Origin of the sequence: Sediminimonas sp. (genome assembly GCF_024637375.1) — a bacterium.
Taxonomy (GTDB): Bacteria; Pseudomonadota; Alphaproteobacteria; order Rhodobacterales; family Rhodobacteraceae; genus Sediminimonas.
In genome coordinates, this window is sequence record NZ_JAGXFK010000080.1 from 1 (window position 1) to 25,676 (window position 25,676).

Sequence of the window (25,676 nt, forward strand, 5' to 3'; positions counted from 1 at the left end):
CGCGCAGCGCCCGACCGCCCCCTCGGGCGGGCGCTTTTGCGGGCGTATCAAGCTGATGACAACGCGGATGTATTTGGCCGGCATAAAGCGCGATCCACATTCGTTGCAGCGCCCACCCGGCGGTCGGGCACCGCGCGGCACCTCAGCCGGGCGCCCAAAGTCCGCTCCAGACCACGCGCTGCCAATACCGCGCCGGCCTGGTCCGGCGCAAAGGGCTCGAACCCGTCATCTGACCGTCTCGCTCAAGAATGCCGGACGAGTGTCCGACACCCTGCTTTTATGGGGTATCTTGTGCCAGGTGGGGAACACTAGCCGCCATGCTTTTCAAGGAACGCCTCGGCGGGCAGGGCGCGGAAATCCTCCAGCGCCGCGCGCAGGCGCTCATGCGGCCAGTCCCACCACGCCAGCGCGATCAGCCGCTCGGCGATGTCCTGCGGCTGGCGCTGCTTCAGGGCGCGCGCGGGCACACCGGCGACAATGGAATAGGGGGCGACATCGCGCGTGACCACGGCGCCCGCTGCCACGACGGCGCCGTCGTGCAGCGTGACCTCGGGCATGATCACCGCGCCGTGGCCGACCCAGGTGTCGTGGCCGACATGTACCAGCCGCGCGGCGCGGTGTTCGAAAAAGGCGGCGTCGCGGGCGGCATCGTCGAAGTAGTCGTCGGAACGGTACACCAAGTGGTGCAGCGAGGCGGTGTGCAGCGGGTGGTCGGTGGGGCCGATGCGGCTGAACGCGGCGATGTTGGCGAACTTGCCGATGCGCGCGTTGGCGATCTCGGCGTAGCGGTCGGTATAGCTGTAGTCGCCGACATGGGCGTTGACGATGCGGCTGCCGCGGCCGATTTCGGTGTAGCGGCCGAAGGTGGTGGCGGCAATGTCGCAATCGGGATGGATGACGGGGCTGTCGGGCTGGAGCCTGGGCATGGGGTTTTCCTTGGTTGGGCCGGGGCGGGGGGCGCTGCCCCCGTCGCGGCAAGCCGCGACTCCCCCGGAGTACTTGGGGAAAGATGAAGCCCGGGCGATCAGGTGCCGCCATCGTCGGCGGTGATGAGGCGGCGGCGGACGACGCCCGAGATCCAGTCCATGAACACCACCAGCAGCACGATCAGCACGATGTAGTAGCTGACCTTTTCCCAGTCCTGCTGGGTGATGATGGCCTGGGTCAGCAACAGCCCGATACCGCCGCCGGTGATCGCGCCGATCACGGTGGCGCTGCGGGTATTGGATTCGAGGTAGTAGAGCACCTGGCTGAGCAGGATCGGCGTGATCTGCGGGATCACCCCGAAGCGGTAGCGTTGCAGCGGTTTGGCGCCTGTGGATTGCACACCGTCGATTTCACGCGGGTCGACGTTTTCCAGTGCCTCCGAGAACATCTTGCCAAACGTGCCGGTATCGGTGAGCAGGATGGCCAGGCTGCCGGTCAGCGGCCCCGGCCCGAAGGCGCGTGACAGCACGATCGTCCAGATCAGCGCATCGATCCCGCGCAGCAGGTCGAAGATCCGACGGAATGCCTGGCGCACGACCATCAGGGGGGTAAAGTTGCGCGCCGAGAGGAACGCCATCGGCAGCGCCACCATGGCCGCGCCCATGGTGCCCAGAAACGCCATCAGAAGGGTTTCGAACAGCGCCCACAGCACATCCTTGTGGCGCCACATCTGGTTGTTCCAGACATCCCCGACGATGGCGGCGAGGTTGCTTTGGCCCGCCTTGATGCGATCGCCCGACACCACCAGCGCGGCCAGTTCGCCGAAGGATTTGCCGTAAAACGGGCTGTCGAGCGTGAACCAGAACAGCTCCCACCCGATGGCGTAGCGCATCACCTCGGTGCGCGCCTTGGTGACGGTGACACGCCCCGCCCGGGTGGTGATGTTCACCCGTGCGTTCGAGGCGCTGATCCAGTCGGGCGCCTGGGCCGTGGGCAGGGTCAGGTCGATTCCCCGGCGGCTGGCGGTGGCGGTTATCGGCCCGTAGCCGGGCACGTCGTAGCGCATCGTGTCACCGTCGATCGTCACCTCGTGGCCCTGGGGCAGGGCGATGCGGGCGCTGTCGTCGCCCGACAGGGTGACCCATTCGGGCGACATGCCCTCGGGGTAGCGGCCCTTGGCGCTGCCTTCGACGGCCATGGAGATGTCGCCGGTGCGGTTGTCCCGGGTGACGTGGGTCTTGTAGCTGTAGCTGTCGGCGACCAGGATCGCGGCATTGTCCATGCGCGCGCGCTCGGCCAGGCCGGGGATATCGAAGGCGAAGAAGACATTGGCAAGATAGGCCAGCACAACCAGCGGCACCGCGCCGGCGAAGAGGCGCTTGCGTTTGAAAAGCGCCTGCGCGGCGTCATGTCTCTGGGCGATCGGGGCGTCTGTCATCGCCATGGCTCAGGCCTTTCCGGTCAGCTTGTTGCGGTAGTGGCTGGATAGCTGGTCGAAGAACACGATGGTGCCGAACAGCAGCAGGAAGATCGCGGCCACCTCGTCATAGCGGCCCTGGCCCCAGCTGAAGGCGTTCTTGAGGTCGTAGCCGATGCCGCCCGAGCCCACGAAGCCCAGGATCGCCGAGGCGCGGATGTTGATCTCGAACCTGAGCAGCGCGTAGCTGAGATAGTTCGGCGCCACCTGCGGGATGACGCCCAGCCACATGCGCTGCGACCACGATGCGCCGACCGAGTGCAGCCCCTCGATGGGCTTGAGCGAGGCATTCTCGTTGACCTCGGAGAACAGCTTGCCCAGTGCCCCCACCGTGTGCAGCGCGATGGCGATCATCGCCGGCACCGGCCCGCTGCCGAGGACGAAGATCAGCACCAGCGCGATGACGATCTCGGGAATGGCGCGCAGCACGTCCATCAGCCGGCGCACCACCGGGATAAGCCGCGGCCAGCGCGCCAGCCCGCGCGTGGCCAGAAGCGACAGCACCACGGCCACCATCGCGCCCAGCAGGGTCGAGGCGGCGGCGATGTTTATCGTCTCCAGCAGCGAGGGAAAGAACTTGACCACCAGCGCGGGCAGCAGGGTGATCTTTTCGCCCGCCTCGCGCAGCACCTCGCCGGGGAAGTCGAAGATGTTGCCGATGCCGTCGGCAAAGCTGCCGGCGCTGCGGTCGTCGGCCAGCCGGAATCCCGACGCCATCAGCGCCACGAACACCGCCAGCATCACCACGCCATAGAGGCGCTTGCGGCGCGTCATCGCCAGGTATGCAGCCTGCACGTTTTCCACGTGCCGTTTTCCTGTCTGCCCTGCGGCCAGATCGATCATGCCCGTCCCCCGTCATGTGAGACCGGGCCCGCGCGTGACGGCGGGCCCGGTCTTGTGTCAGCCCCAGGGGCCTACATCTTGGATTTGCGCGCCTCGATGATCGAGACATAGGCATCGTGGTCGATGGGCTGGAAGCCCAGCGCCTCGCCGGCCATGAAGTTGTAGGCGCAGTCGGCATCCATGTAGGGCAGCGACGCGGTCATCGTGGCGATGTCGACCTTGACGCGCTCGGGCAGGTCGCTGCGCAGCACGATCGGGCCTTCGGGGATCGGTTTGGATTTCCAGATCTCGACCAGTTCGTTCATGTCCACGAGGCCGGCATCGGCGGCCTTGCGCAGCGCGCCCGAGTTGTAGCCGTCTTCCCATGCGCCCATGCCGTCGGCCCAGGTCACACCGGCATCGACATCGCCGTTGGCCACCGCGACGATGGTCTGCTCATGGCCGCCCACGAACTTCACCTCGCCGAAATAGTCGCCCGATTCCATGCTGGCGTCGACTTCCTGGGGGATCTCGATCGACGGGATCAGGTAGCCGGAGGTCGAGTTCGGATCGCCGAAGGCGAACACCTTGCCTTCCATGTCGTCCAGCGAGGTGATGTCGCTGTCCTTGCGGGCAAAACCGACGGAGTAGTAGCCGTAGGATTTGTCCATGTTGGTCTTGACCATGATCGGCTCGACGGCGTCCGGGTCGGTCAGGTAGGTCTTGGCATAGGCGCTGGCGCCCAGCCAGGCCATGTCGATGGTGTCGCCCAGCAGGCCCTGGATGACGCCGTCATAGTCGGCCGGCGTGAACAGCTTGACCGGCACGCCCAGCAGTTCCTCGGCCTTGGCGCGGTAGCATTCGTTCGATGCCAGGCGGTCCTGCGCGTTCTCGCCACCCAGGATGCCGATGCGGAATTCGTCGATCTTGTCTTCGCCGTGGTTGTCGGCCGCGGCCGCGCCGGTCAGCGCGGTTGTCGCAAGGGCGGCAGCAATCAGTTTCTTCATGGGTCTCTCTCTCCGTTCGAAGTGATGGCCCGCCACTCCCGGCGGGCCGGGGTCGTCAAACCGCGGCTTCGGCTTCGCGCAGCGCGCGCGCCTCGCCACGGTCGAGCGATTCGATGGCGGTCGAGGTGCTGTCCTCGGAAAAGCTGGCGCCGGCGCCGTAGATATCGCGCGCCACGCCGGTGGTCAGTTGTTCGGGGGTGCCGTCGAACACCACGCGGCCCGCGCGCATGCCGATCACCCGGTCGCAATACCTGCGAGCGGTGTCGAGCGTGTGCAGGTTGGCGATGACCATGCGGCCGTCCTCGTCATGGATGCGGCGCAGGGCGTCCATGACGATCTGGGCGTTCATCGGGTCGAGGCTGGCAATGGGTTCGTCGGCCAGGATCATGCGCGGGTCCTGCATCAGGGCGCGCGCGATGGCGACGCGCTGCTGCTGGCCGCCCGACAGCGATTCGGCGCGTTTCGGGGCATGGTCGGCGATGCCGAGCCGGTCGAGAATGTCGATGGCGCGATGGATGTCGGCGGCGGGAAACAGGTTGAACATCGTCGCCAGGGTCGAGCGCGCGTTGAGCGTGCCGTGCAGCACGTTGCCGACCACGTCCATGCGCGGGACCAGGTTGAACTGCTGGAAGATCATCGCGCAGTCGGACTGCCAGGCGCGTTTTTGCGCCCCTCTGAGCGCGGTCACCTCTTTGCCCTCGACCGTCACCCGCCCCGCGGTCGCGTCGGTCATTCGGTTGAGAATGCGCAGCAGCGTGGATTTGCCCGCGCCCGATGCGCCGATGATGCCGATCATCGCCGGGCGCGCCACCGAGAAGGTGACGTTGTCCACCGCCGTGTTGGTGCCGAATGATTTGGTCAGGCCGTCGACTTCAAGCATCTCGCGTCTCCGCTGTATCTTCGCGGTGACGTGTGACGGCGAAATGATTCAGTTCGGTGACGGCCGAATTAAGGTTTTGTAAACGCGCCGCCGTGCGTCAGGCTGGATCGGCGGCGCCGAGTTCGGCGTGCAGGCGCGCCTCTTGTTGCGCGCGCGGGGGCGAAAAGCCTGCCAGCAGCAGGTAGACCACCGGCGTCAGGAACAGCGTCATCAACGTGGCCAGCCCCAGCCCGCCCACGATCACCCAGCCCAGCGCGGTGCGCGCTTCGGCACCTGCGCCCGCCGACAGGATCAGCGGCACCCCGCCCAGCACCGTCGAGGCCATGGTCATCATCACCGGCCGCAGGCGAATGATGCAGGCGCCCTCGATCGCGTCGCGCACCCCGGCGCCGCGGTCGCGCAACTGGTTGGCGAATTCCACGATCAGGATGCCGTTCTTGGCCATGATGCCGATCAGCATCACCAGCCCGATCTGCGAATAGACGTTCAGGCTCTGGCCGGTCAGCAGCAGCGCGAACACCGCGCAGGCCAGCCCCAGCGGCACGGTGGCCATCACCACCACGGCCGAGATCGTGCTTTCGAACTGCGCCGCCAGCACCAGGAACACCACCGCGATGGCAAACCCGAAGGTCACCGCCAGCCCCGATGATGTCTGGTCCAGCGTCGCCGCCTCGGCCAATGGCTTGATGCGGTTGACGGGCGCGAGGATGTCGGCAGCCTCGGCCTCGACCCGTGCCAGCGCGTCGCCCAGGGCCAGTTCGGGCGTCAGGCTGGCGGTGATCGCCACGGCGCGTTTCTGGCCCTCGCGGTTCAGCTCGGGGGCGATGGCGCGTTCCTCGAGCGTGACGATGGTCGACATCGGCACCATTTGGCCGTCGCCGGTTTGCAGGAAGATGCTTTCCAGGTCGCCGGGGTCGTTGACCGGATCGGTGGTCGAGAGCATGCGCACGTCGTAGGCGTCGGCGCCGATGAACACCTCGCCGACGCTGCGCCCCTCCAGCACCGCGCGCAGCGCCTCGCCCAGGCCGGTGATGTCGATGCCCAGATCGGCGGCGCGCGCGCGGTCGATGCGGATGAATAGCTGCGGCTGCGTGGTCTCGTAGTCGGCGCGCACCTGGCCCATGCCCGGGTCATTCTGCAGGCGCGCGACAAGGCGGTCGGCGACATCGGCGAGTTGCGCGTAGTCGTCGCCGGTGATGGCAAAGCTCAGGCCGCGCCCGGCGCCGCGGATGCCCAGCGAATTGGGCTGGATGGCGAAGGCGCGCACCCCGATCACCCCGCGCAGGCGGCTATTGATGTCGCCCACGATCTGGTCCTGGCTGCGGGCGCGCTGATCCCATTTCGCCAGCCGCATGACCATGAAGCCGCGGTTGTCGGCGCCGAACCCGGTGATCGAGAACACGTCCGTGACCTCGCCGCTGTCCTGCAACGGGGCGATGACCTGCTCGATCTCGCGCAGCTTGGCGTTGGTATACTCCAGCGACACGCCCTGCGGCGCGGAAACCGACAGCAGCGCGATGGCCCGGTCCTCGCGCGGGGTCAGTTCCTGCCGGATGGTGCCGGTGACCAGCGCGGCGCTCACCGCGAACAGCGCCGCCGCCGCCACCACCACCCATGGCGCCGCCAGCGCGGCGCGCAGCAACGCACGGTAAAGCGCCGCCAGCGCCTCGCCCAGCCGAACCATGACGCTGCTGCGTCGCGGCGTGCCCATGTCGCGCGTCAGCAGCCGGCTGGCCAGCATCGGGCACAGGCTGAGCGCGACAATCGACGACAGCGCCACCGCCATCGCCAGGGTAAAGCCGAACTCGCGGAACAGCCCCCCCGCCTGGCCGGGCAGGAACGACAGCGGCACGAACACCGCCGCCAGCGTCGCCGTGGTGGTGATCACGGCAAACACCACCTGCCGGGTGCCCAGCACCGCCGCCGCGCGCGCGCCGGTGCCCTTGCTGCGCTGGCGGACGATGTTTTCCAGCACCACGATGGCGTCGTCCACTACGATCCCGGTGGCCAGCACCAGCGCCAGCAGCGTCAGGATGTTGACCGAGAACCCCGCCAGCCAGATCGCGGCCAGCGTGCCGATCAGCGCCACCGGCATGGTCAGCGCCGGGATCAGCGTGGCGCGAACGTCGCGCAGGAAGACGAAGATCACCGCCACCACGATGGCCACGGCCAGGGCCAGCGTCTTGAGCACCTCGGTGATCGCGCCGTTGATGAACACCGCGTCGTCGGAGGTGACGAATATGTTGACGTCCGCGGGCAGGGTTTGCTGCAACTCGTCCACCACCGCGTGGACCTCGCGCGAGATTTCAAGGGTGTTCGACGTCGCCTGCCGGATCACCCCCAGGCCCAGCCCGGTCTGGCCGTTGGCGCGCAGCACCGTCTCGTTCGGGGCGGGGCCAAGGCTGACGTTTGCGACATCGCCAAGGCGGACATGCGGGGCCAGTTCCAGCGCCTCGAAAGCCTCGGGCGTGGTCACGGTGGCGGTGGTGCGCACGCTGACGGTCTGGCGGGCGCCGGTCAGGTCGCCGGCGGGCACGTCATAGGCCACGTTGGCCAGCGCGGCGCGGATATCTGCCAGCGTCAGCCCGCGGCTGGCCAGTTCCATCTGGTCGATATCGACGCGGAAGATCGCCTGCCGGTCGCCGTAAATGCGCAGGTCGGCCACCCCCTGGAGCGAGACCAGCCGGTCCTCGACGCGGTCGGCGACGATCTTCGTCAACGCCTGCGGCGACTGCGTGGCCGACGTGACGGCGATGCGCACAACGGGCTGGGCGTTGGCGTCGGCCTTGACGATCTCGGGCGTTTCGGCGTCGTCGGGCAAGTCGCCGGCGATCCGCGCCACCGCGTCGCGGGTGTCGGTGGCGGCGATGTCCAGGTCCACGCTGTCGTTGAATTCCAGTGTCACGCGGCTGCGCCCGAAGCGCGAGTTGGACGAGATCGACCGCACCCCCGATACGCGCCCCGCCGCGCCCTCGATCCGGCCGGTGATCTCCTGGTCGACGCTTTCCGGCCCGGCGCCGGGAAAATAGGTGGTGATGGTGATGACGGGGCGGTCCACGTCGGGCAACTCGCGCACCTCGACCCCGAACAGCGCCGCCACCCCGGCCAGCGTGATCAGGGCGCTGAGTACCAGCGCCAGAACCGGGCGGCGCACGAACAGTGCCACGCCGCCGGGTGTGCTGCCGGCGTCGCTCATCCGCGTTGCCTTGGCGCGGATGCGGCGGCGGCCGCGCCGTCGCCTTCCTCGTTCGCGGCATCGAGCGGCGCGCCCGGGCGCAGCATCTGCACCCCTTCGATCACCACCTGCTCGCCCTCGCGCAATTCGCCCTCGACCAGCACGCGGTCGCTGTCGCGCTGACGGATGGCGACCGGCACGCGCACCGCCTTGCCGTCGCGTGCCGCCCAGACGAAAGCGCCCGCGTCGGACCACTGCACCGCCAGCGGATCGACCGCGGCCAGGCGTTCGCCCGGCAGCGACAGCGTCACCTCGAAGGCCATGCCGGGGCGCAGGGTGTCGTCGTCGTTGTCCAGCGCCGCGCGCAGGCGCAGGGTGCGGCTGGCGCGGTCTACCTCGGTGTCTATGGTGCTGATGTGCCCGGTTAGGGCGCGGTCGGGCTGGGCGAGCGGGCGCAGCCTCACCGTCATGCCGGTGCGCAACTTGCCGACGATACGTTCGGGCACGCGGAAATCCACCAGCAGGCCGGAGCGGTCGGTGATCCGGGTCAGCGCGTCCTGCGCGGTGATGCGATCGCCGACCTCGACCTCGTAAAAGCCGATACGCCCGCCGATGGGCGCGCGTACCACGCGTTGGGACAGCTCGAACTCGGCCTGGCGAACCTGCAAGCGGGCGCTGCGCAACTCGCGCCGCGCCTCGGCGGTGCGCAACTCCGACACCGTGCCGGAGCTTTCCAGCCGCGTCAGCCGCTCCAGGTCGTCTTGCGCCTTATCGATCGCGATGTGCGCCTGGTCGAGTGCGATGCGTTCGGCCTCGTCCTCCAGCTTGAAGATCATCGCGCCCTTCGACACGCGCGCCCCGGCGTCGAAGGCGATTCGCTCGATCCGGCCCGTCGCCTGCGCCCGCACCGTCACCGCGCGACGCGCCAGCGCGTCGCCGATGGCGGTGACGCGGTCGTTGAGAACGCCGGTTTCGACCGGTGCCAGCACCACCGGGGTTTCGCGCGCCTCACGCTGGCGCCCCTCGCCGTCGCCGGGCGCCTGCGCGGCGGTGACCTCGAAGCCCAGCATTGCCGGCAGGCCGGTGCGCTGCATCCATTCGGCGGCGCCGGGGATATAGTTGAGCCAGCCCCACACCGCCACTGCCAGTAGCAGCGCGATCAGGGCGAGTTGCCTGAGGGCCGAGATGAAAGCGGTCATGTGGGTGTCGTTCCTCACCGGGCGTGCGGGCAGAGAATAATGCATTTTGGGAAAAAGGCCACTCGGGGTTGCGCGTCCCGGCGCCCGGTCTTGGCATTTCGCCGCGTGCGGGGCAGTGTGGCGCCGAAACGGGCAGGCGGGCAAGGGCGACGGGCAGTGATGACGGGGCAGACGGAAAAGACGGTGGCGATCGTGGGCGCGGGGATCGTGGGGGTCGCCACCGCGCTGTGGCTGTTGCGCGCCGGCCATCGCGTGATTCTTGTCGACAAGGCCGGGCCGGGCGAGGGGGCAAGCCTTGGCAATGGCGGCATCCTGGCCTCTTGCGCGGTGGTGCCGGTCAGCGGGCCGGGCCTGATCGCCAAGGCACCGCGGATGCTTCTGGACCCGCGCCAGCCGCTGTTCGTGCGCTGGCGCGACATGCCGGGGATGGTGCCGTGGCTGTGGCGATTCATGGGCAACGCCAATGCCAACGATACCCGCCGCATCGCCGCCGCGCTGGCGCCGCTGGTGGGCGACAGCCTGGCCGATCATCAGGCGCTGGCGGCCGGCACCGCCGCCGAACGCTACATCGTGCCCGGCGATTACCTGTATATCTACCGCGACCGCCGCGAATTCGAAGCCGAGGCGTTTTCATGGGACATCCGCCGCGCCCACGGCTTCACATGGGAGGAAATGGGCCCCGACCGCCTGCACGCCTACGACCCCGCGATCAGCCGCGACATGCGCTTTGCCGTGCGTCTGCCCGGCCACGGCCGCATTACCGACCCGGGCGCTTACGTGCGCGCGCTGGCCGCCGAGGCCGAGGCGCGCGGCGCGCGCCTTGTCCGCGCCGAGGTCAGCGAGGTGCTGCGCGAGGGCGGCGGGCGCGTGCGCGGTCTGCCCGCCGGCGGCGAGGTGATCGCCTGCGACGACGTGGTTGTCTGCGCCGGCGCGTGGTCGGGGCGGCTGGCGCGCGCGCTGGGGCTGCGGGTGCCGCTGCAGGCCGAACGCGGCTACCATGTCGAGCTGTGGAATCCGTCGCAAACCCTGTCGGCGCCGGCGATGGTGTCGGCGGGCAAGTTCGTGCTCAACCCGATGGAGGGGCGGTTGCGGCTGGCCGGCGTGGTCGAACTGGCCAGCCGTGATGCGCCGCCAGCGCGCGCGCCGTTCCGGCTGCTGATGCGCGGACTGCGCGCGGTGCTGCCCGATCTGCGTTGGGATGAGGCAAGCGAATGGATGGGCTCCCGGCCCTCGACCCCTGACAGCTTGCCGCTGATCGGCGCGGTGCCGGGGTTGGCGGGTGCCTGGGCGGGGTTCGGTCACCAGCATGTCGGGCTGACCGCCGGCCCGGCGACGGGGCGCTTGTTGGCGCAGATGATCGCCGGCCAGCGGCCCAACGTCGATGTCGCGCCCTACGATCCGGGGCGTTTTGCCTGATGCGGTGCGATCGGGGTTTGACGGCGGATGTCATCCTCGGGCTTGACCCGAGGATCCCTGTGCGCGGGAGATCCCCGGTCAAGCCGGGGATGACGGATCAGCGCTCCGGGGGGTGCGCTATTCTTGCGACCCCGGCTGCCGCGTGCGTACAGGGTGTTGCGTTCTGTCAAGTTCACCCGCCCGGGTTACGCATGCCCTATGGTCGCAGCCCGGTGGCTCCTGTCCGGCGCAATGCCCTGTAGGGCGCGTTGCGCCAGATCGGAAACGGAGCAAAAGACGGGCACGCGATCGCCCGGGCGGGCGCGGAACGCGCCCGCCCGGGGGCGGGCGGTCGCGGGCGCGACGGGCGGGGAATTCGATCGCCCGCAATACTCTGTAAACCACGTTTCAAGATGTTGCCACGCTTGCACTGTGCCCCGATCACGCGCCCACCCTCGGGGTCGGGCGCGAACCTGCCGTCGCACTGAAAACCAATGATGCGAACTTCGGTTCCGCCTTGCTAGAGCGACGTCGCCGCGCGCGCGGCCTGGTCGTATTGCCCCGACATCAGCCGCAGCAGCCCGGCGAGCGCGCTGACCTGCTCGGGCTCCAGCCCCAGCCCCTGCACCGTCTGGATCAGCAGCCCCTCGCGAATCTCGCGGTAGCGGTCGCAGGCCGCGGCGCCGGTCGGGGTGGCCTCGACGGTCTTTTCCTTGCCACTGCGCCCGGTGCGCACCAGCCCGGCGCGGGCCAGTTTCTTGACCGCGTAGCTGACGGTGTGGGTGTCCTCGACATTCAGCACCAGGCAGATATCGGCCAGCTTCTTGGGCCGGTCGCGGTGGCGCACCGTATGCAGCACCAGCACGTCAAGCGCCGAAAGCTCGGGATACCCCGCCGCCGACATCGCCCGCACCACCCAACGGTCGAAGGCGTTGGAGGCGATGATGAGACCGAACTCGAATTCCGACAGTTCGGCAAATGACCCCTCGGCCAGATGCGCGGAAGAAACGACGGGGCCTATGACACGGTTGATCATGCTGCAAAGGATGCGCGAATGGGGCGATATGTCAACAAAACGTTGACGAATTTTCAATGACGGGCAGAATGGTCGGGGAATCGGTCTGATGATGATCGGCAGAGATGCCGCACTTGACCGGTTGCCCGCATCCCGCCACGCTTTGCCGTGTCGGGCAACAATATGTGCGGTCGCCCGAACGGCCGCGCTTTCCAACATGATCAAGGGAGATCAAGACCATGAAAACAATCACCAGCCTGAGCATGGCGACGGCGCTGACCGTTGCCAGCGTGGCCCCCGCCATGGCCGAGACCTGGGATATGCCGATGGCCTATTCCGGCTCGAATTTCCATTCGCAGGTCGGTGCCGAGTTCGCCAGTTGCGTAACCACCGGCACCGGCGGCGATATCGAGATCAAGACCCACCCGTCGGGTTCGCTGTTTGCCGGCAACGACATCAAGCGCGCGGTCCAGACCGGGCAGGTGCCGATCGGCGAGCGGCTGCTTTCCGGCCACCAGAACGAGAACGCGCTGTTCGGTTTCGACAGCGTGCCGTTCCTGGCCACCTCGTTCGAGGACAGCCAGAAACTGTGGAAAGCGGCGCGCCCCACCATCGAGAACGTGCTGGAAGAGCAGAACCTGACGCTGCTTTACGCGGTGCCATGGCCGCCGCAGGGCCTGTATTTCAAGGACGCGGTCGAATCGGTCGCCGACATGGAAGGGGTCAAGTTCCGCTCCTACAACTCCGCGACGGCGCGGCTGGCCGAACTGACCGGCATGCTGCCGGTGCAGATCGAGGCGGCCGAGATCAGCCAGGCCTTCGCCACCGGCGTGGCCGAGGCGATGATTTCCTCGGGCGCCACCGGCTATGACCGCAAGGTGTGGGAAAGCCTCGACTATTTCTACGAGGTCGACGCCTGGCTGCCGCGCAACTACGTGTTCGTCAATTCCGACGCATGGGACGGGCTCAGCCAGGAAAACCGCGACGTGATGAGCGGCTGTGCCGAGCTGGCCGAATACACCGGCCTGTGGCGGTCGAAGGAATACACCGGCTTCACCGTGCAGGGCCTGCGCGATGGCGGCATGACCGTCGAGCCGCCCAGCGACACGCTGCGCGGCGAGTTGCAGGAGATCGGCGAGACGATGACCGCCGAGTGGCTGGAACAGGCCGGTGCCGAGGGCGAGGAGATCGTCGAGGCCTTCCGCGCCATGAAGTAAGCCGCGCGGCGCGCGGGCCGGTGATGAACCGCCGCCCGCGCGCCCACGCTTTCACACCTCAATAGGGGGGGAGCCCCATGGCCGCCCTGCGCCTTCTGCGCCGCCTTCTGGACGGGCTGTATTCCGGCGCCAGCGTTCTGGCTGCCGTGTGCCTGGTTGCGATCCTGGTGCTGATCGTGTTGCAGATGCTGGCCCGCTGGACCGGCGAGATGTTCCCCGGCGCGCCCGAATATGCCGGCTACGCGATGGCGGCGGCGTCGTTCCTGGCGTTTGCCGGGGCGCTCAACGGTGGCGCCCACATCCGGGTGGGGCTGTTGCTGAACGCCGCCGGGCCGCGGATGAAATGGCTGCTTGAACTGTGGTGCTTTGCCGTCGGCGCGGTCTTGGCGTGGTACTTCGTCTGGTATGCTTGGCGCTTCGTCTACTGGTCGTGGAAATTCGGCGATGTCAGCCAGGGACAGGACCGCACCGAGCTGTGGATGCCGCAATCGCTGATGCTGGCCGGCGCGGCGATCTTCGCCATCGCGCTGACCGACAACCTGCTGACGCTGCTGTTCACCAAGCGCGACCATATCAGCCGCGATACAATCGGCGACGGGGAGTAGCGCCATGGACGACGCCTCGACCATCATCGTATTCCTGTTCGTCCTGTTCGTGCTGCTGGGCAGCGGCGTCTGGGTCGGCCTGGCCCTGCTGGGCGTGGCCTGGGCGGGGATGGAGCTGTTCACCTCGCGCCCGGTGGGCGACACCATGCTGACGGTCATCTGGACCGCGTCGAGCAGCTGGACACTGACCGCGCTGCCGCTGTTCATATGGATGGGCGAGATCCTTTACCGAACGCGGCTGAGCGAGGACATGTTCCGCGGCCTGGCGCCGTGGATGGCGCGGCTGCCCGGTGGGCTGGTACATACCAATATCGTCGGGTGTACCGTCTTCGCCGCCGTGTCGGGCAGTTCGGCCGCAACCCTGACCACCGTCGGCAAGATGTCTATCCCCGAGCTGCGCAAGCGCGACTACCCCGAGCGCATGGTCATCGGCACGCTGGCGGGCGCGGCGACGCTGGGGTTGATGATCCCGCCGTCGATCATGCTGATCGTCTACGGCGTCACCATCAACGAAAGCATCTCGAAGCTGTTTTTCGCCGGCATTCTGCCGGGGCTGATGCTGGCGGCCATGTTCATGGCCTGGGTGGCGGTGCAGGCGCGGCTGTCGTCGGAGTGGCACCCCAAGCCCGAGCCGCCGATGAGCTTTGGTGAAAAGCTGTACAATTCGCGCTTTCTGCTGCCGGTCGGGGCGCTGATCGCGGTGGTGATCGGGTCGATGTACCTCGGATACGCCACCGCGACCGAGGCCGCGGCCTTTGGCGTGGTGGGGGCGCTGATCCTTGCCGCCGCGCAGGGATCGCTGAGCCGCGCCACCTTTACCGACGCGTTGATGGGGGCCACGCGCACCAGCGCCATGATCGCGCTGATCCTTGCAGGCGCGGCTTTCCTGTCGCTGGCGATGGGGTTCACCGGGCTGCCCCGCGGGCTGGCCGACCTGATAGCGAGCTGGGATCTCAGTCGCTTCGAGTTGCTGATGGCGCTGCTGGTGTTCTATATCGCGCTGGGCATGTTCGTCGACGGCATCTCGGCCATCGTGCTGACCATGGCGGTGGTCGAACCGATGGTGCGCCAGGCCGGAATCGACATGATCTGGTTCGGCATCTTCGTGGTCGTGGTGGTGGAAATGGCGCAGATCACCCCGCCGATCGGGTTCAACCTGTTCGTGCTGCAAGGCATGACGGGGCACGGCATGGGCTATATCGCGCGTGCCGCGTTGCCGATGTTCCTGATCATGGTGGCGATGGTGTTCGTGCTGATCGCATTTCCCGATCTGGCCACCTGGCTGCCCGATAACATCCGCCAGGCGCCGGGGGGCTGACAATGGTCATGGCGGCGCTCATGTGGACCGCCCGGCACGGGCGGCTGGCCCTTGTCGCGGGGCTGTTGGCGGGGCTGGCGCTGCCGGGTCTGGCGCAGGTGTTGCGCGACTGGCTGGCGCCGATGGTGGCGCTGCTGCTGTTCCTCACCGCGCTGCGGATCGGCGCGCGCGCCGCAACGGGGTCGCTGGCGCAGGCGCGCGGGGCGCTCGGCGCGTCGCTGGTGCTGCAACTGGGGCTGCCGCTGGCGGCGGCGGGCGTCCTGGCCGCGCTTGGCGTGTTGCAGACACCGCTGGCGCTGGCGCTGGTGCTGATGCTGGCGGCGCCGCCGGTGGCCGGCGTGCCCAGCTTTACCCTGATGATGGGGCACGACCCGGCGCCGGGGCTGCGGTTGCTGATCGTCGGCACGGCGCTGTTGCCACTGACGGTGCTGCCGGTGCTCTGGGTGCTGCCGGCGCTGGGGTCGGCCGGCGGGGTGCTGGCCGCTGCCGGGCGGCTGCTGCTGGTCATCGCCGGCGCCACCGCGGCGGGCTTTGCCCTGCGCCGGGCGCTGCCGCGCCTGAGAACCCCCCGCGCGACCGAGGCGCTGGACGGGCTGACCGCGCTGGCACTGGCGGTGATCGTGATCGGGCTGATGTCGGCGGTGACGCCGGCGCTGGCCGACGATCCGCTGCGGGTGCTATGGTGGCTGTGCGCGGCCGTTGTGGCCAATCTGGGCTTGCAACTGCTGGCGCACATGGCCACCGGCGGGCGCGTGGTGGCGCTGTCGGTGGCGGCGGGCAACCGCTCGATCGCGCTTTTTCTGGTGGCGCTCCCGCCCGAGATGATGGCGCCGCTGTTGCTGTTCATCGGTTGCTACCAGTTGCCGATGTTCCTGACGCCGTTCGTGATGAAGCGTTTGTATGGGGGGCGCCGTGCCACGGCCTGACGATTTCCCGGCGATCGCCCCGGTGGGGCTGTGCGGCATGGCGGTGCGCTTTGCCGATCGGCTGAGCGAGCCGGCCAACCGCGCCGCGCTGGCGTTCCGCGCCGCGCTGGAGAGTGAGGGCCGCGACGGGGTCGAGGAGGTCTCGACCTCGCTTACCTCGGCTTTCGTGCGGTTTGATCCACTGCACCTGCCCCACGCGACGCTTGAGACGCACCTGCGCGACATGCTCGCCGCGCAGGACTGGTACGCCGCCGCGCTGCCCGGCGGGCGCCGGCATTTCCGCATCCCGTGCGTGCTGGGCGGCGAGCACGGCCCGCAACTGGCCGACGCCGCCGAGGCCGCGGGCCTTTCCGAGGCGCAGGCGCGCGACGAGCTGTGCGCGGCGCGGCCGCGGGTGCTGACCATCGGGTTTGCCCCCGGTCAGCCCTATACCGGCGAGTTGCCCGCACATTGGGATATCCCGCGCCTCAAGGAACTGACGCCGAAGGTGCCGCAAGGGGCGCTGGTGGTGGCGATCCGGCAGTTGATCATCTTCGCCAACGACACGCCCACGGGCTGGCGCCATGTCGGGCAGACGGCGTTTCGCTGTTTCCGCCCCGAGGCCGACGAGCCCTTCGCCCTGCGCCCCGGCGACGAGATCAGCCTGCGCGCCATCGACGCCGAGGAACTGCACGCGATCCGTGAGCGCGACGACAGTGGCCTGGGCGGCGCCGAGGTGGAGGAGATCGGATGAGCACGCGCAGCCTGACGGTGGTCGAGGCCGGCCCGTCGATGACGGTGCAGGATGCCGGGCGCCCCGGTTACCTGGGCGAGGGGCTGTCGCGCTCGGGCGCGGCGGATGCGCTGGCGCTGGCCGAGGGCGCGGCGCTGCTGGGCCAGGATGCAGGTCTGGCCGCCGTCGAGATGGCCGGCATGGGCGGCGCCTTCCGGGCCAGCGACGACATCCGCATCGCCCTGACCGGGGCGCCGATGCGCGCCGATATCGACGGCGCGCGCCTGGCCTGGAACGCCAGCCACCTGCTGCCGGCGGGCGCGGTGTTGCGCGTCGGCGCCGCCGAGACGGGCAATTACGGCTACCTGCACCTGGGCGGCGGGGTGTCGGTGCCGCCGGTGCTGGGCTCGCGCGCGGCGCACCTGGCCGCCGGGCTGGGCCGGGCCCTGCAAGCCGGCGATTCACTACCCGTGGGCGACGACCCCGGCGGCAAGACGGGCCTGACGCTGGAGCCCGCGCCGCGTTTCGGCGGCGGCGAGGTGCGGATCACCGAGTCGATGCAGACGGCGCTGTTTTCCGACGACACGCGGGCGCGGTTCGAAGCCACCGATTTCAACCGCGACGCGCGCGCCAACCGCATGGGTGTGCGGCTGGCCTTTGACGGCGCGCCGTTTGCCGCCCGTGGGCAGTTGGCGATCCTGTCCGAGGTCATCGTGCCCGGCGACATCCAGATGACCGGCGACGGCACGCCCTTCGTCTTGTTGCCCGAATGCCAGACCACCGGTGGCTACCCGCGCATCGCCACCGTGATTCCGCCCGACATGGCGCGCGTGGCGCAGGCGGGGGCCGGCGCGGTGCTGCGCTTCCGTTTCGTCGACCACGACGAAGGCGTCGCCGCGCTGAGCCGTCACCGCGCCGCGCTGGCGGACCTGCCGCGCACGGTGCGCCCATTGTTGCGCGATCCCGCGCAGATGCCGGACCTGCTGTCGTACCACTTGATCGACGGCGCGGTTTCGGCCCATGATCCCGACCCCGAAGGAGACAGACAATGACCCTGACCGTCGATCTCAATGCCGATATGGGCGAAAGCTTCGGCGCCTGGAAGATGGGCGATGACGCCGCGCTGCTGGATATCGTCACGTCGGCCAACATCGCCTGCGGGTTCCATGCCGGTGACCCCGACGTGATGTTCGACACCATGCGCCGCGCGGTGGCCGGCAACGTGGGTATCGGCGCGCATCCGGGTTTCGACGATTTGGCCGGGTTCGGCCGGCATCGCCGCGACATGCCCCATGCGAGCCTTGCCAACCAGGTTCGCTACCAGGTGGGCGCGGCGCAGGCGATGGCGCGGGCCGCGGGCGGCGCGGTGCGCCATCTCAAGCTGCACGGCGCGCTGGCCAACATGGCCTCGGAAGATGCCGAACTGGCGCGGGTGTGCTATGACGCCGCGCTGTCGGTGGCGCCCGATCTGCGCATCATGGTGCTGGCCGAGACCGCCCAGCAACGCGCGGCCGAGGCACTGGGGTGCGCCTGGGTGGGCGAGATATTCGCCGACCGTGCCTATGACGACGACGCCACGCTGGTGGACCGCTCGCAACCCGGCGCGGTGATCCACGACCCGCGCATCGCCGGGCCACGCATCGCCGACATGGTCAGCAGGGGCGCCATCGTCACCGAAAGCGGCCGCGAAATTCCGGCGCGCATCGACACCATCTGTCTGCACGGCGATACCTCGACCGCCGTCGAGATTGCGCGCTCGGTGCGCCGCGCGCTTGAGGATGCCGGCGTGCGCGTGCAGACCTTCGCCTGATTTCGGGGCGCCTGCGCGCGCCACCGCGGCGCGGGTCTTCAGCTTGCCGGGAATACGCCCGCCGGAGGCCCCGGCTTGGGGGCAGGGCGACAGGTCAGGGCAACGCCCCCAGCCACAGCCAGACCGTGAGGATCGACACCAGCGTGCCGATCAGCACCGACGAGGCCGCCACTCGCCGCGCGCGCCCGTAGATCGAGGCAAAGACATAGGTGTTGATCCCCGGCGCCATCGCCGCCGTCAGCACCGCCGAGCGGAACCCGTCGCGTTCAAGCCCGGTGAGGCGGCCCATGGCCCAGGTCGTGGCCGGGTGCAGAACCAGGCCCACCGCGCAGACCCAGGCGATCACCTTCAGGTCGCCCTCGGGGCGGTAGCGCACCAACACGCCGCCCATCCCGAACAGCGCCGCCGGAAGTGCTGCGCGCACCACCAGGTCGATGCCCTCGGTCAGCGGCTGCGGCAGGGCGATATCGCCGAGGTTGACCGCGAAGCCCAGCGCGATGCCGATCACCAGCGCGTTGCGGAACATCGCCCGCGTGACTGTCGCGGCCAGCTTCAGCGGCGTGCGACCGCGGGCGCGGACCACCTCCATCACCGTGATGCCGAGCCCGTAGCAGAACGGCGAATGCACCGCCACGATGGCATAGTTGGCGGTCAGCGCATCCGCGCCGTAGGCGCGTTCGGTGATCGGCAGACCCAGCATCAGCGAGTTGGAAAACAGGCTGACAAAACCGATGGCGACGCTGTCTTCCCAGTCGCGGTGAAAGATCAGTCGCGCCCCCAGCAGCCCGGCAAGAAAACCGATCGTCGCGCCGCTGTAGAACGACGCCAGCAGTCTGGGGTGAAAGCTCTGGCTCAGGTCGAGATCCGAGATCGCGGCGAACAGCAGGCAGGGGATGGCGAAATTCTGGGTGAAGCTCATCAGCCCGTCGACGCCGGCGTCGGAAAACAGCCGCAGCCGCACTGCCGCGTAGCCGAAGCCGATCACCACGAAGACCGGCAGGATGACATCCAGAAGCGCCTGCATCTAGTGCCGCCCCGGCCGCCGCGCGGGCCGGTCGGCGGGGGGATGCCTCCGGCGGGAGTATTTTCGGAAAGATGAAGGACGGCGCGCGCGCATGTCAGTCGGGCAGGGTGATCACCAGCCCGTCATGCGCGGGGGTGATGTGGGCGGGGGTCTCGTCGGCCACGGTCTGGTAATCGAGGTCGATATGCATGTTGGTCAGCACCGCCCGGCGCGGGGCGGCGCGCGCGATCCATTCCAGCGTCAGGTCGAGATGCGCGTGGGTCGGGTGCGGGCTGCGGCGCAGCGCGTCGACGACCCAGAATTCCAGCCCCTCCAGCACCGTCCAGCTTTCGTCGGGCAGGCTTATGACGTCGGGCAGGTAGGCCAGCCCGCCGGTGCGAAAGCCCAGCGCGTCGATGGCGCCGTGGTGCGCCTTGAACGGCGTCAGGCGGATGGTGCCGCCGGCGCCGGCGACGGCGATTTCGCCGCTGATCGTGTGCATGTCGAGGATCGGCGGATAGGGGCTGTCCTCGGGTTGCATGAAGGCATAGCCGAAGCGCGAATAAAGGTCGTTCTGGGTGTCGCCATCGGCCCAGACCGGCAGCCGGCGGCGCATGTTGAAGACGATCATGCGCAGATCGTCGAGCCCGTGAACATGATCGGCGTGCGAATGGGTGTAGACCACCGCGTCCAGTTCGCCCACGCCGACATCCAGCAGTTGCGCGCGCAGGTCCGGCGACGTGTCGATCAGCACCCGCGTGATGCCGTCGTCCGTCACCCGCTCGACCAGCATCGAACAGCGGCGGCGGTGGTTCTTGGGGTTGGCCGGGTCGCATTCGCCCCAGTGCCCGCCGAGCCGTGGCACGCCCCCCGACGAGCCACAGCCAAGGATGGTGTAGCGCAGCTCGGCCATCAGGCCGCCGCCTTGCCGTAGCGGGCGGCCTTGGCGAACAGGCGGTCGAAATTGGCCTGCGTCTGCGCGGCGAAATCGGCATAGTCCATGCCCAGCGCCTCGGCCCCGCGGCGCGCGGTGTGCGCGGTATGGGCCGGCTCGTTGCGCTTGCCGCGATGGGGCGGCGGGGCGAGGTAGGGCGCGTCGGTCTCGACCAGGATGCGCTCGCGCGGGGCGGCGGCGAAGATGTCGCGCAAGCCCTGGCTCTTGGGGAAGGCGGCGATGCCCGACATCGACAGGTAGAAGCCCAGATCGAGCGCCGCGCGCGCCAGCCCCTCGCCCGAGGAAAAGCAGTGCATCACGCAGTCATAGGCGCCGTTGCGGTGTTCCTCGCCCAGGATGCGCGCCATGTCGTCGTCGGCGTCGCGGGCATGGATGATCAGCGGCAGGCCGGTTTCGCGCGCCGCGGCAATGTGGATGCGCAGGCTTTGCTGCTGCACCTGCGCCGAGTCGGCGGTGTAGTGGTAATCGAGCCCAGACTCGCCGATGCCGACGAACTTGGGATGCTCGGCCAGCGCCACCAGCTCGTCGACGGTGGCCATCGGCTCTTGCGCGGCGCTCATCGGGTGGGTGCCGGCGGCGTAGAAGATGGGCTCGTAGCTTTCGGCGATGGCGCGCACGCCCGGTTCGGCCGCCAGCCGCGTGCAGATGGTGACCATGCGGGTCACGCCGGCCTCGGCGGCGCGGGCGATCACCGCGTCGCGGTCGGCGTCAAAATCGGGAAAATCAAGGTGACAATGGCTGTCGGTGATCTCGATCGGTTCGCTCATCGCGTTCCCCTCGCGGGTCAGGCCGCCGCCGTGTTGCGGATACTGAAGACCATATCTAGGATGAGCGCGGCAGGGTCAAGGTTGACCGCCCGGCCATGCGCCAGCCGCGCGCCCAGGCTTTGCGCCAGTTCCGCCCAAACCCGCGCGCGGCGCGCATCGGGGGCCAGCCGCGCGATCATCGCCGCCTCGCCGGGCGCCGCTTCGACGCCGGGCGCCGCGCCCATGGCGCCGAAACGCGCCAGCCGCGACAGCAGCAGATCGTTGAGCGAAATCATCATCTCCAGTTGCGCCTGCGCGCCGCGTGCCGCCGCCGCTTCGGCCAGTTTCAGCGCCCGCTGACGGTCGAGATCGGGCAGCCCGGCATAAAGTGTCACCATCTCGGCGTAGCGTTGCAGCCCGCCCTGCGCGGTCAGCCGGATCGCCGCGCCAACCGAGCCCGCGGCCAGTTCGGCCAGCGCCTCGGGGGCGTCGCCGGCGTTGGCGCCGGCCTGGTCCAGCGCGCGGGCCATGTCGGATGCGACCAGCGGCGCCAGGCGCAGCGTGCGGCAGCGCGAGCGGATCGTCGGCAACAGCCGCGAGGGCTGATGGCTGACCAGCAGCATGGTGGTGTTGGCGGGCGGCTCTTCCAGCAGCTTGAGCAGCGCGTTGGCGGCGCTGGTGGTCATCTCGTCGGCGCAATCGACGATCACCACCCGCCGCCCGGCATCCGCCGCCGACAGTGCGAAGAAGGATTTCAGCCGCCGCACCTCGTCGACAGTGATCTGTTGGCGCAACCGCTGGGCCTTGTCGTCATAGGGCCGACGCAGCAGGAACAGCCCCGGGTCCGACAGCGCCGCCACCCGGTGCGCCACCGGGTGATCGAAGTCGATATGCAGCGTATCGGGTGCTGGCACATCCCCGAAAAGGCCGGCTTCCGGTGCCATCGGCGTGGCCAGAAGGAAGCGCGCGATCGCCCAGGCCAGCGTTGCCTTGCCGACGCCCGCAGGGCCGGTGATCAGCCAGCCATGGTGCAGCCGCCCGGCGGCGAAAGCATCCAGAAATGCGCGCTCGGCCGCCTGCTGGCCGAACAGCCGCGGCGTGTGGCGCGGATGCGGGGCACCGTCGATGCGGTCGGGCTCTGGACGGTCGGCCGTATCGGTCATGGCAGCCGCGCCTCGACGCGCGCGGCGATGTCGGCGGCAACCTCGGCGGCGGGGCGGTCGCCGTCGATCACCATGATCCGCTCGGGCGCGGTTGCGGCCAGTTCCAGGAACCCGGCGCGCAGCCGCGTCTGCAACTCTGCGCCGAAAGTTTCGAACCGCGCCTCGCCGCCGGCGCGCGCCAGTGCCCGTTCCAGCCCCGTTTCCGGTTCCATGTCGACAAGCACGGTCATGTCGGGCTCGCGCTCGATCAGCATCGCGTGCAGCCGGTCCACCAGGTCGCGCAGGCCCGCGCCCCTGATCCCCTGGTACATGCGGGTGGAATCGGCAAAGCGGTCGCAGATCACCACCTTGCCGGCCGCGAGCGCCGGGTCGATGACCCGTTCCAGGTGATCGCGGCGCGCGGCGGTGAACAGCAATATCTCGGTTTCGGCCGACCAGCGGTCGGTCGCACCTTCCAGCAGCAGCTTGCGAATCTGCTCGGCACCCGGCGAGCCGCCCGGCTCGCGCGTCAGTATCACGTCGGTGCCCTGCGCGCGCAGGTGGTCGGCCAGCATCCGCGCCTGCGTGGACTTGCCCGAGCCATCGATGCCCTCGAAGCTGATGAAACAGCCGCGTGCGGTCACAGCGCGCCCTCTGGCCCCTTGTTCAACCGGTCCATCAACAGCATCGCCACCGTTCCGATCCGCTTGAGGAAACCGCCGCGCGGCACCGCGCGCTCGGCCATCAGCGGCACGCGAATCTCGTCCAGGCCATCGGGGCGCAGTACCAGTTCGGCCAGTTCCGCGCCTTTTTCGATGGGCGCCGAGACGGGCGCGTGGTAGCGCACCTCGCCGGCGATCTCGTCACCCGCCAGCACCGGCAACAGGGCGCTCACATCTTCCGCCGCGACAAGCCCGACATCGGGTTGCGCGCCCATCCAGACCTCGGCGCGCGCGACCTGCTGGCCGGCCTTGAGCACCTCGCGCTGCGCGAACTGGCGGAAGGCCCAGTTGATTATGCCACGCGCCTCGGCGGCACGGGCCTGTGCGCTGGGCAGGCCGGTAATCACGAAGATGATGCGCCGATCCCCCTGCTTGGCCGAGCCCACCAAGCCGTAGCCGGCGGCTTCGGTGTGGCCGGTCTTGAGCCCGTCGGCGCCGATTCCCATCCCCAGAAGCGGGTTGCGGTTTTGCGTGTTGGACGGCGCGCGCCCGTCGAATTCGAATTCCTGTTCCTTGAAGAGCGGGTAGAAGTTCGGGAAATCCGTGATGATCCGGTTTGCCAGCAATGCCAGATCGCGCGCGCTCATCCGGTGGCCGGCCTGGGGCCAGCCATTGGAATTCATGAAGGTCGAGGACGTCATGCCAAGCTGCTGCGCCCGCTGGGTCATGTAGCGGGCGAAGCCGGCCTCGGTGCCGTCGGGCGACAGCGCCTCGGCGATCACCGCGCAGGCATCGTTGCCCGACAACACGATGATGCCGCGGAGCAGGTCTTCGACCCGCACCTGGTCGGTGGTGTCCAGGAACATGGTCGAGCCGCCATAGCTCATCGCGTGGCGCGACACCGGGAGTTTCTCGTTCAGCGAAAGCCGCCCGTCGCGGATTGCTTCAAAGGCGACGTAAAGCGTCATCAGCTTGGACATCGACGCCGGCGGTACCGGCTTGTCGGCATCCCTGGACAACAGGATCGTGCCGCTGGTCTGGTCCATCACGTAGGCGGCGCGCGCCTTGGTTTCGAAAGCCGCGGCCGGAACCGCCAGCAGCGACAACAGCCAGACCGTCGCTGCCGCCCCCCAGATGAAACGTGTCATGGCAAACTCCCGTTCCTGCCCTCAGTCGGTTACCGCGTAGGCATCCGCGAAGCCTTCGTCGCGGATTGCACGCAGCAGGGCGCGCCGCTCCGAGGCCGAGGCCGCCGGCCCGACGATCACCCGCCAGAAGGGCTTGCCGCTGGCGCTGTGTTTCTTGACCGCCGGGATCATGCCGGCGCTGCGCATGCGTTCGGCGGTGCGCCGGGCGTTGTCTTCGATGCTGAAAATGCCGATCTGGATGAACGGCTTTTCCAACGATGATGCCTGCGGGGCCGGGGCAGCGGGCTTGGCGGCCTGTTCGCTCGTCTGGCCCGCATCCGCCGCCGGTGCTGCGCCGGCGGCCGGCGGCAGGGTGCCTGCCTCGATGTCGTCCGCCCCGCCTGCGGCTGCGGTTTCGTCGTCCTGCGGCGCGTTGCCGGCGTCTGTCGCGGCGTCGGTCGCGTCATCAGAGGCGGCGTCGGGGGCGACCTCCTCGCGGCGCAATGCCGTCACGTTCAACTCGACCGGCTGCCCGGCCAGCATGTCAAGCGCCGCCGCCGCGTCCGAAGACACCTGCAGCCGCGGCCCGGGATTGGTCCGTTCGCGCCGGAACAGCGCCCCGATCACGAACGTGCCGTCCGCGGGCTTGCGGATGATCACCCGCTCGGGGCTTTCCACTTCGGGATGCGCCACCCACACGCCGCCAAGCGACGGGCGCCCGTCCCAAAGCCCCTTCTCGGTGACCTGGAACACCTCGGGCGCTTCCACGTCGCGTTCGATCAGCTTGACCGACTGTGCCGATGGCTGCGCATTGTTGGCACTCTCTCCATCGCCGAACAGCGACAATCCGGCGCCCTGCTCACAGCCCGCGAGCGCCACCAGCACCAGGGGCGCCCAAGCCCACCCGCGGGCGCCACCTGCCGGCCGCCATGTTCTCCCGTCACCCGTCATGTCTACCCGATGCCCCTGTCGATTATCTGCGTCGATTATCCGCCCGCCCCGAATCCACGTCCGCGATGCGCGCGCCGACGCCGAGGTGTGCCGGGGTGTGCTGCCCCGCTTGCCGGGCAGTCTAGCGACAAGGAGCGGGCAAGAAAAGTCCGCGCCGCGGTGTCGGCGAAAATTCCCGCTCAGGCGGCCCGACCGCTTGGCGCTTCCAGAATCGCCCGCGACCCATTATGCGCGGCCCTGTGCCGGAGGAGTGGCAGAGTGGTCGATTGCACCGGTCTTGAAAACCGGCGTGGGTTAACGCCCACCGTGGGTTCGAATCCCACCTCCTCCGCCAGATCACACTGCATTGATTTCAGATAAGCCATTGTAATTAAAAGTGAATTTGAAGTCGCGGCGCCTGCGTCCATTCTGATTTCGCCGCTTTTGCTATACAAAACGCTATACAGACTGCTATACTCTCCTCCGCAAGCAAGAGGGAATTCTGGATATGGCCATCAAGAAACGCGGCAACACGTTGTCGCTGTATAGGCGTGTTCCGAAGCGGTATGCGTCGATTGAGCCGCGCAAGTTCATATGGCTGGCCCTCCATACCGACAGCCCATCAA

General features: G+C 68.7%; 23 protein-coding genes and 1 tRNA gene. 9 read left to right on the plus strand and 15 right to left on the minus strand.

Features of this window, described 5'->3' with window-relative positions:
• Window positions 1-308: 308 nt before the first annotated feature.
• The 7 genes from Q0L89_RS12435 to Q0L89_RS12465 all read right to left on the minus strand — a co-directional run bounded on the left by Q0L89_RS12435 (window position 309) and on the right by Q0L89_RS12465 (window position 9,487).
• Window positions 309-926, minus strand: coding sequence for a chloramphenicol acetyltransferase (locus tag Q0L89_RS12435; protein WP_296765597.1), 618 nt, complete (start codon window positions 924-926; stop codon window positions 309-311).
• 98 nt (window positions 927-1,024) lie between these two features.
• Entirely contained in the window at window positions 1,025-2,371 is a 1,347-nt protein-coding gene (gene phnE, locus Q0L89_RS12440) for a phosphonate ABC transporter, permease protein PhnE (protein ID WP_296765600.1), read from the minus strand.
• A gap of 3 nt (window positions 2,372-2,374) precedes the next feature.
• Window positions 2,375-3,247, minus strand: coding sequence for a phosphonate ABC transporter, permease protein PhnE (phnE, locus tag Q0L89_RS12445; protein ID WP_296765602.1), 873 nt, complete (start codon window positions 3,245-3,247; stop codon window positions 2,375-2,377).
• A gap of 71 nt (window positions 3,248-3,318) precedes the next feature.
• Window positions 3,319-4,233 carry a phosphonate ABC transporter substrate-binding protein gene (gene phnD / locus Q0L89_RS12450; RefSeq protein WP_296765605.1) on the minus strand — a complete coding sequence of 305 codons (915 nt, stop codon included), beginning with the start codon at window positions 4,231-4,233 and terminating at the stop codon, window positions 3,319-3,321.
• 55 nt (window positions 4,234-4,288) lie between these two features.
• Complete coding sequence (gene phnC / locus Q0L89_RS12455) at window positions 4,289-5,113, minus strand: phosphonate ABC transporter ATP-binding protein (protein WP_296765608.1); 825 nt, start codon at window positions 5,111-5,113, stop codon at window positions 4,289-4,291.
• A 97-nt stretch (window positions 5,114-5,210) separates the two neighbouring features.
• Window positions 5,211-8,309 (minus strand): efflux RND transporter permease subunit, encoded by a 3,099-nt coding sequence (locus tag Q0L89_RS12460; RefSeq protein WP_296765611.1) that lies wholly within the window; start codon window positions 8,307-8,309, stop codon window positions 5,211-5,213.
• Entirely contained in the window at window positions 8,306-9,487 is a 1,182-nt protein-coding gene (locus tag Q0L89_RS12465) for an efflux RND transporter periplasmic adaptor subunit (protein ID WP_296765613.1), read from the minus strand. The genes Q0L89_RS12460 and Q0L89_RS12465 overlap by 4 nt, the downstream gene beginning before the upstream one ends.
• Window positions 9,488-9,646: 159 nt before the next feature.
• On the opposite strand from Q0L89_RS12465, the gene Q0L89_RS12470 reads away from it, so the two are divergent.
• On the plus strand, window positions 9,647-10,903 hold the full coding sequence (locus Q0L89_RS12470) for an FAD-binding oxidoreductase (protein WP_296765615.1): 1,257 nt from the start codon (window positions 9,647-9,649) through the stop codon (window positions 10,901-10,903).
• Between the two features lie 499 nt (window positions 10,904-11,402).
• Here Q0L89_RS12470 and Q0L89_RS12475 read toward each other — a convergent pair whose 3' ends face one another.
• The gene (locus Q0L89_RS12475; RefSeq protein WP_296765618.1) at window positions 11,403-11,918 is read right to left on the minus strand and encodes a winged helix DNA-binding protein; all 516 of its coding nucleotides are present in this window, start codon (window positions 11,916-11,918) and stop codon (window positions 11,403-11,405) included.
• Window positions 11,919-12,136: 218 nt separating this feature from the next.
• On the opposite strand from Q0L89_RS12475, the gene Q0L89_RS12480 reads away from it, so the two are divergent.
• The 7 genes from Q0L89_RS12480 (at window position 12,137) to Q0L89_RS12510 (ending at window position 18,485) form a co-directional block, all read left to right on the plus strand.
• The gene (locus Q0L89_RS12480; RefSeq protein WP_296765621.1) at window positions 12,137-13,114 is read left to right on the plus strand and encodes a TRAP transporter substrate-binding protein; all 978 of its coding nucleotides are present in this window, start codon (window positions 12,137-12,139) and stop codon (window positions 13,112-13,114) included.
• A 77-nt stretch (window positions 13,115-13,191) separates the two neighbouring features.
• Window positions 13,192-13,719, plus strand: coding sequence for a TRAP transporter small permease (locus tag Q0L89_RS12485; RefSeq protein WP_296765623.1), 528 nt, complete (start codon window positions 13,192-13,194; stop codon window positions 13,717-13,719).
• 4 nt (window positions 13,720-13,723) lie between these two features.
• Entirely contained in the window at window positions 13,724-15,037 is a 1,314-nt protein-coding gene (locus Q0L89_RS12490) for a TRAP transporter large permease subunit (protein WP_296765626.1), read from the plus strand.
• Between the two features lie 8 nt (window positions 15,038-15,045).
• The gene (locus tag Q0L89_RS12495; RefSeq protein WP_296765628.1) at window positions 15,046-15,963 is read left to right on the plus strand and encodes a hypothetical protein; all 918 of its coding nucleotides are present in this window, start codon (window positions 15,046-15,048) and stop codon (window positions 15,961-15,963) included.
• Window positions 15,950-16,696 carry a carboxyltransferase domain-containing protein gene (locus tag Q0L89_RS12500; protein ID WP_296765630.1) on the plus strand — a complete coding sequence of 249 codons (747 nt, stop codon included), beginning with the start codon at window positions 15,950-15,952 and terminating at the stop codon, window positions 16,694-16,696. The genes Q0L89_RS12495 and Q0L89_RS12500 overlap by 14 nt, the downstream gene beginning before the upstream one ends.
• Window positions 16,693-17,727: an urea amidolyase gene (locus tag Q0L89_RS12505; protein ID WP_296765632.1), complete on the plus strand. Its 1,035-nt coding sequence runs from the start codon at window positions 16,693-16,695 to the stop codon at window positions 17,725-17,727. The genes Q0L89_RS12500 and Q0L89_RS12505 overlap by 4 nt, the downstream gene beginning before the upstream one ends.
• The gene (locus tag Q0L89_RS12510; RefSeq protein WP_296765633.1) at window positions 17,724-18,485 is read left to right on the plus strand and encodes a 5-oxoprolinase subunit PxpA; all 762 of its coding nucleotides are present in this window, start codon (window positions 17,724-17,726) and stop codon (window positions 18,483-18,485) included. Before Q0L89_RS12505 ends, Q0L89_RS12510 begins: the two co-directional genes overlap by 4 nt.
• Window positions 18,486-18,579: 94 nt before the next feature.
• Here the strand turns inward: Q0L89_RS12510 and Q0L89_RS12515 are convergent, their stop codons facing one another.
• The 7 genes from Q0L89_RS12515 to Q0L89_RS12545 all read right to left on the minus strand — a co-directional run bounded on the left by Q0L89_RS12515 (window position 18,580) and on the right by Q0L89_RS12545 (window position 25,005).
• Complete coding sequence (locus Q0L89_RS12515; protein WP_296765635.1) at window positions 18,580-19,509, minus strand: AEC family transporter; 930 nt, start codon at window positions 19,507-19,509, stop codon at window positions 18,580-18,582.
• A gap of 94 nt (window positions 19,510-19,603) precedes the next feature.
• The gene (locus Q0L89_RS12520; protein WP_296765637.1) at window positions 19,604-20,401 is read right to left on the minus strand and encodes an MBL fold metallo-hydrolase; all 798 of its coding nucleotides are present in this window, start codon (window positions 20,399-20,401) and stop codon (window positions 19,604-19,606) included.
• Entirely contained in the window at window positions 20,401-21,210 is an 810-nt protein-coding gene (locus tag Q0L89_RS12525) for a TatD family hydrolase (RefSeq protein ID WP_296765640.1), read from the minus strand. The genes Q0L89_RS12520 and Q0L89_RS12525 overlap by 1 nt, the downstream gene beginning before the upstream one ends.
• A gap of 17 nt (window positions 21,211-21,227) precedes the next feature.
• Window positions 21,228-22,352: a DNA polymerase III subunit delta' gene (locus Q0L89_RS12530; protein ID WP_296765641.1), complete on the minus strand. Its 1,125-nt coding sequence runs from the start codon at window positions 22,350-22,352 to the stop codon at window positions 21,228-21,230.
• Window positions 22,349-22,975: a dTMP kinase gene (tmk, locus tag Q0L89_RS12535; protein ID WP_296765644.1), complete on the minus strand. Its 627-nt coding sequence runs from the start codon at window positions 22,973-22,975 to the stop codon at window positions 22,349-22,351. Before tmk ends, Q0L89_RS12530 begins: the two co-directional genes overlap by 4 nt.
• Window positions 22,972-24,141: a D-alanyl-D-alanine carboxypeptidase family protein gene (locus tag Q0L89_RS12540; RefSeq protein ID WP_296765647.1), complete on the minus strand. Its 1,170-nt coding sequence runs from the start codon at window positions 24,139-24,141 to the stop codon at window positions 22,972-22,974. The genes tmk and Q0L89_RS12540 overlap by 4 nt, the downstream gene beginning before the upstream one ends.
• A 21-nt stretch (window positions 24,142-24,162) precedes the next feature.
• Window positions 24,163-25,005 (minus strand): SPOR domain-containing protein, encoded by an 843-nt coding sequence (locus Q0L89_RS12545; RefSeq protein ID WP_296765649.1) that lies wholly within the window; start codon window positions 25,003-25,005, stop codon window positions 24,163-24,165.
• A 310-nt stretch (window positions 25,006-25,315) separates the two neighbouring features.
• Between Q0L89_RS12545 and Q0L89_RS12550 the strand changes: the two genes are divergently transcribed.
• A tRNA-Ser gene (locus Q0L89_RS12550) sits at window positions 25,316-25,405 on the plus strand.
• Window positions 25,406-25,676: the final 271 nt, after the last annotated feature.

Excerpts from the sequence above, each read along its gene's own strand:
- phnE (WP_296765600.1), bottom strand. The coding sequence starts at position 2,371 with ATGGCGATGACAGACGCCCCGATCGCCCAGAGACATGACGCCGCGCAG.
- phnE (WP_296765602.1), bottom strand. The coding sequence starts at position 3,247 with ATGATCGATCTGGCCGCAGGGCAGACAGGAAAACGGCACGTGGAAAAC.
- Q0L89_RS12505 (WP_296765632.1), top strand. The coding sequence starts at position 16,693 with ATGAGCACGCGCAGCCTGACGGTGGTCGAGGCCGGCCCGTCGATGACG.
- Q0L89_RS12520 (WP_296765637.1), bottom strand. The coding sequence starts at position 20,401 with ATGGCCGAGCTGCGCTACACCATCCTTGGCTGTGGCTCGTCGGGGGGC.
- Q0L89_RS12470 (WP_296765615.1), top strand. The coding sequence starts at position 9,647 with ATGACGGGGCAGACGGAAAAGACGGTGGCGATCGTGGGCGCGGGGATC.
- Q0L89_RS12530 (WP_296765641.1), bottom strand. The coding sequence starts at position 22,352 with ATGACCGATACGGCCGACCGTCCAGAGCCCGACCGCATCGACGGTGCC.
- Q0L89_RS12435 (WP_296765597.1), bottom strand. The coding sequence starts at position 926 with ATGCCCAGGCTCCAGCCCGACAGCCCCGTCATCCATCCCGATTGCGAC.
- Q0L89_RS12460 (WP_296765611.1), bottom strand. The coding sequence starts at position 8,309 with ATGAGCGACGCCGGCAGCACACCCGGCGGCGTGGCACTGTTCGTGCGC.
- phnD (WP_296765605.1), bottom strand. The coding sequence starts at position 4,233 with ATGAAGAAACTGATTGCTGCCGCCCTTGCGACAACCGCGCTGACCGGC.
- Q0L89_RS12540 (WP_296765647.1), bottom strand. The coding sequence starts at position 24,141 with ATGACACGTTTCATCTGGGGGGCGGCAGCGACGGTCTGGCTGTTGTCG.
- Q0L89_RS12515 (WP_296765635.1), bottom strand. The coding sequence starts at position 19,509 with ATGCAGGCGCTTCTGGATGTCATCCTGCCGGTCTTCGTGGTGATCGGC.
- Q0L89_RS12480 (WP_296765621.1), top strand. The coding sequence starts at position 12,137 with ATGAAAACAATCACCAGCCTGAGCATGGCGACGGCGCTGACCGTTGCC.
- Q0L89_RS12510 (WP_296765633.1), top strand. The coding sequence starts at position 17,724 with ATGACCCTGACCGTCGATCTCAATGCCGATATGGGCGAAAGCTTCGGC.
- phnC (WP_296765608.1), bottom strand. The coding sequence starts at position 5,113 with ATGCTTGAAGTCGACGGCCTGACCAAATCATTCGGCACCAACACGGCG.
- Q0L89_RS12485 (WP_296765623.1), top strand. The coding sequence starts at position 13,192 with ATGGCCGCCCTGCGCCTTCTGCGCCGCCTTCTGGACGGGCTGTATTCC.
- Q0L89_RS12475 (WP_296765618.1), bottom strand. The coding sequence starts at position 11,918 with ATGATCAACCGTGTCATAGGCCCCGTCGTTTCTTCCGCGCATCTGGCC.
- Q0L89_RS12490 (WP_296765626.1), top strand. The coding sequence starts at position 13,724 with ATGGACGACGCCTCGACCATCATCGTATTCCTGTTCGTCCTGTTCGTG.
- Q0L89_RS12495 (WP_296765628.1), top strand. The coding sequence starts at position 15,046 with ATGGCGGCGCTCATGTGGACCGCCCGGCACGGGCGGCTGGCCCTTGTC.
- Q0L89_RS12465 (WP_296765613.1), bottom strand. The coding sequence starts at position 9,487 with ATGACCGCTTTCATCTCGGCCCTCAGGCAACTCGCCCTGATCGCGCTG.
- Q0L89_RS12525 (WP_296765640.1), bottom strand. The coding sequence starts at position 21,210 with ATGAGCGAACCGATCGAGATCACCGACAGCCATTGTCACCTTGATTTT.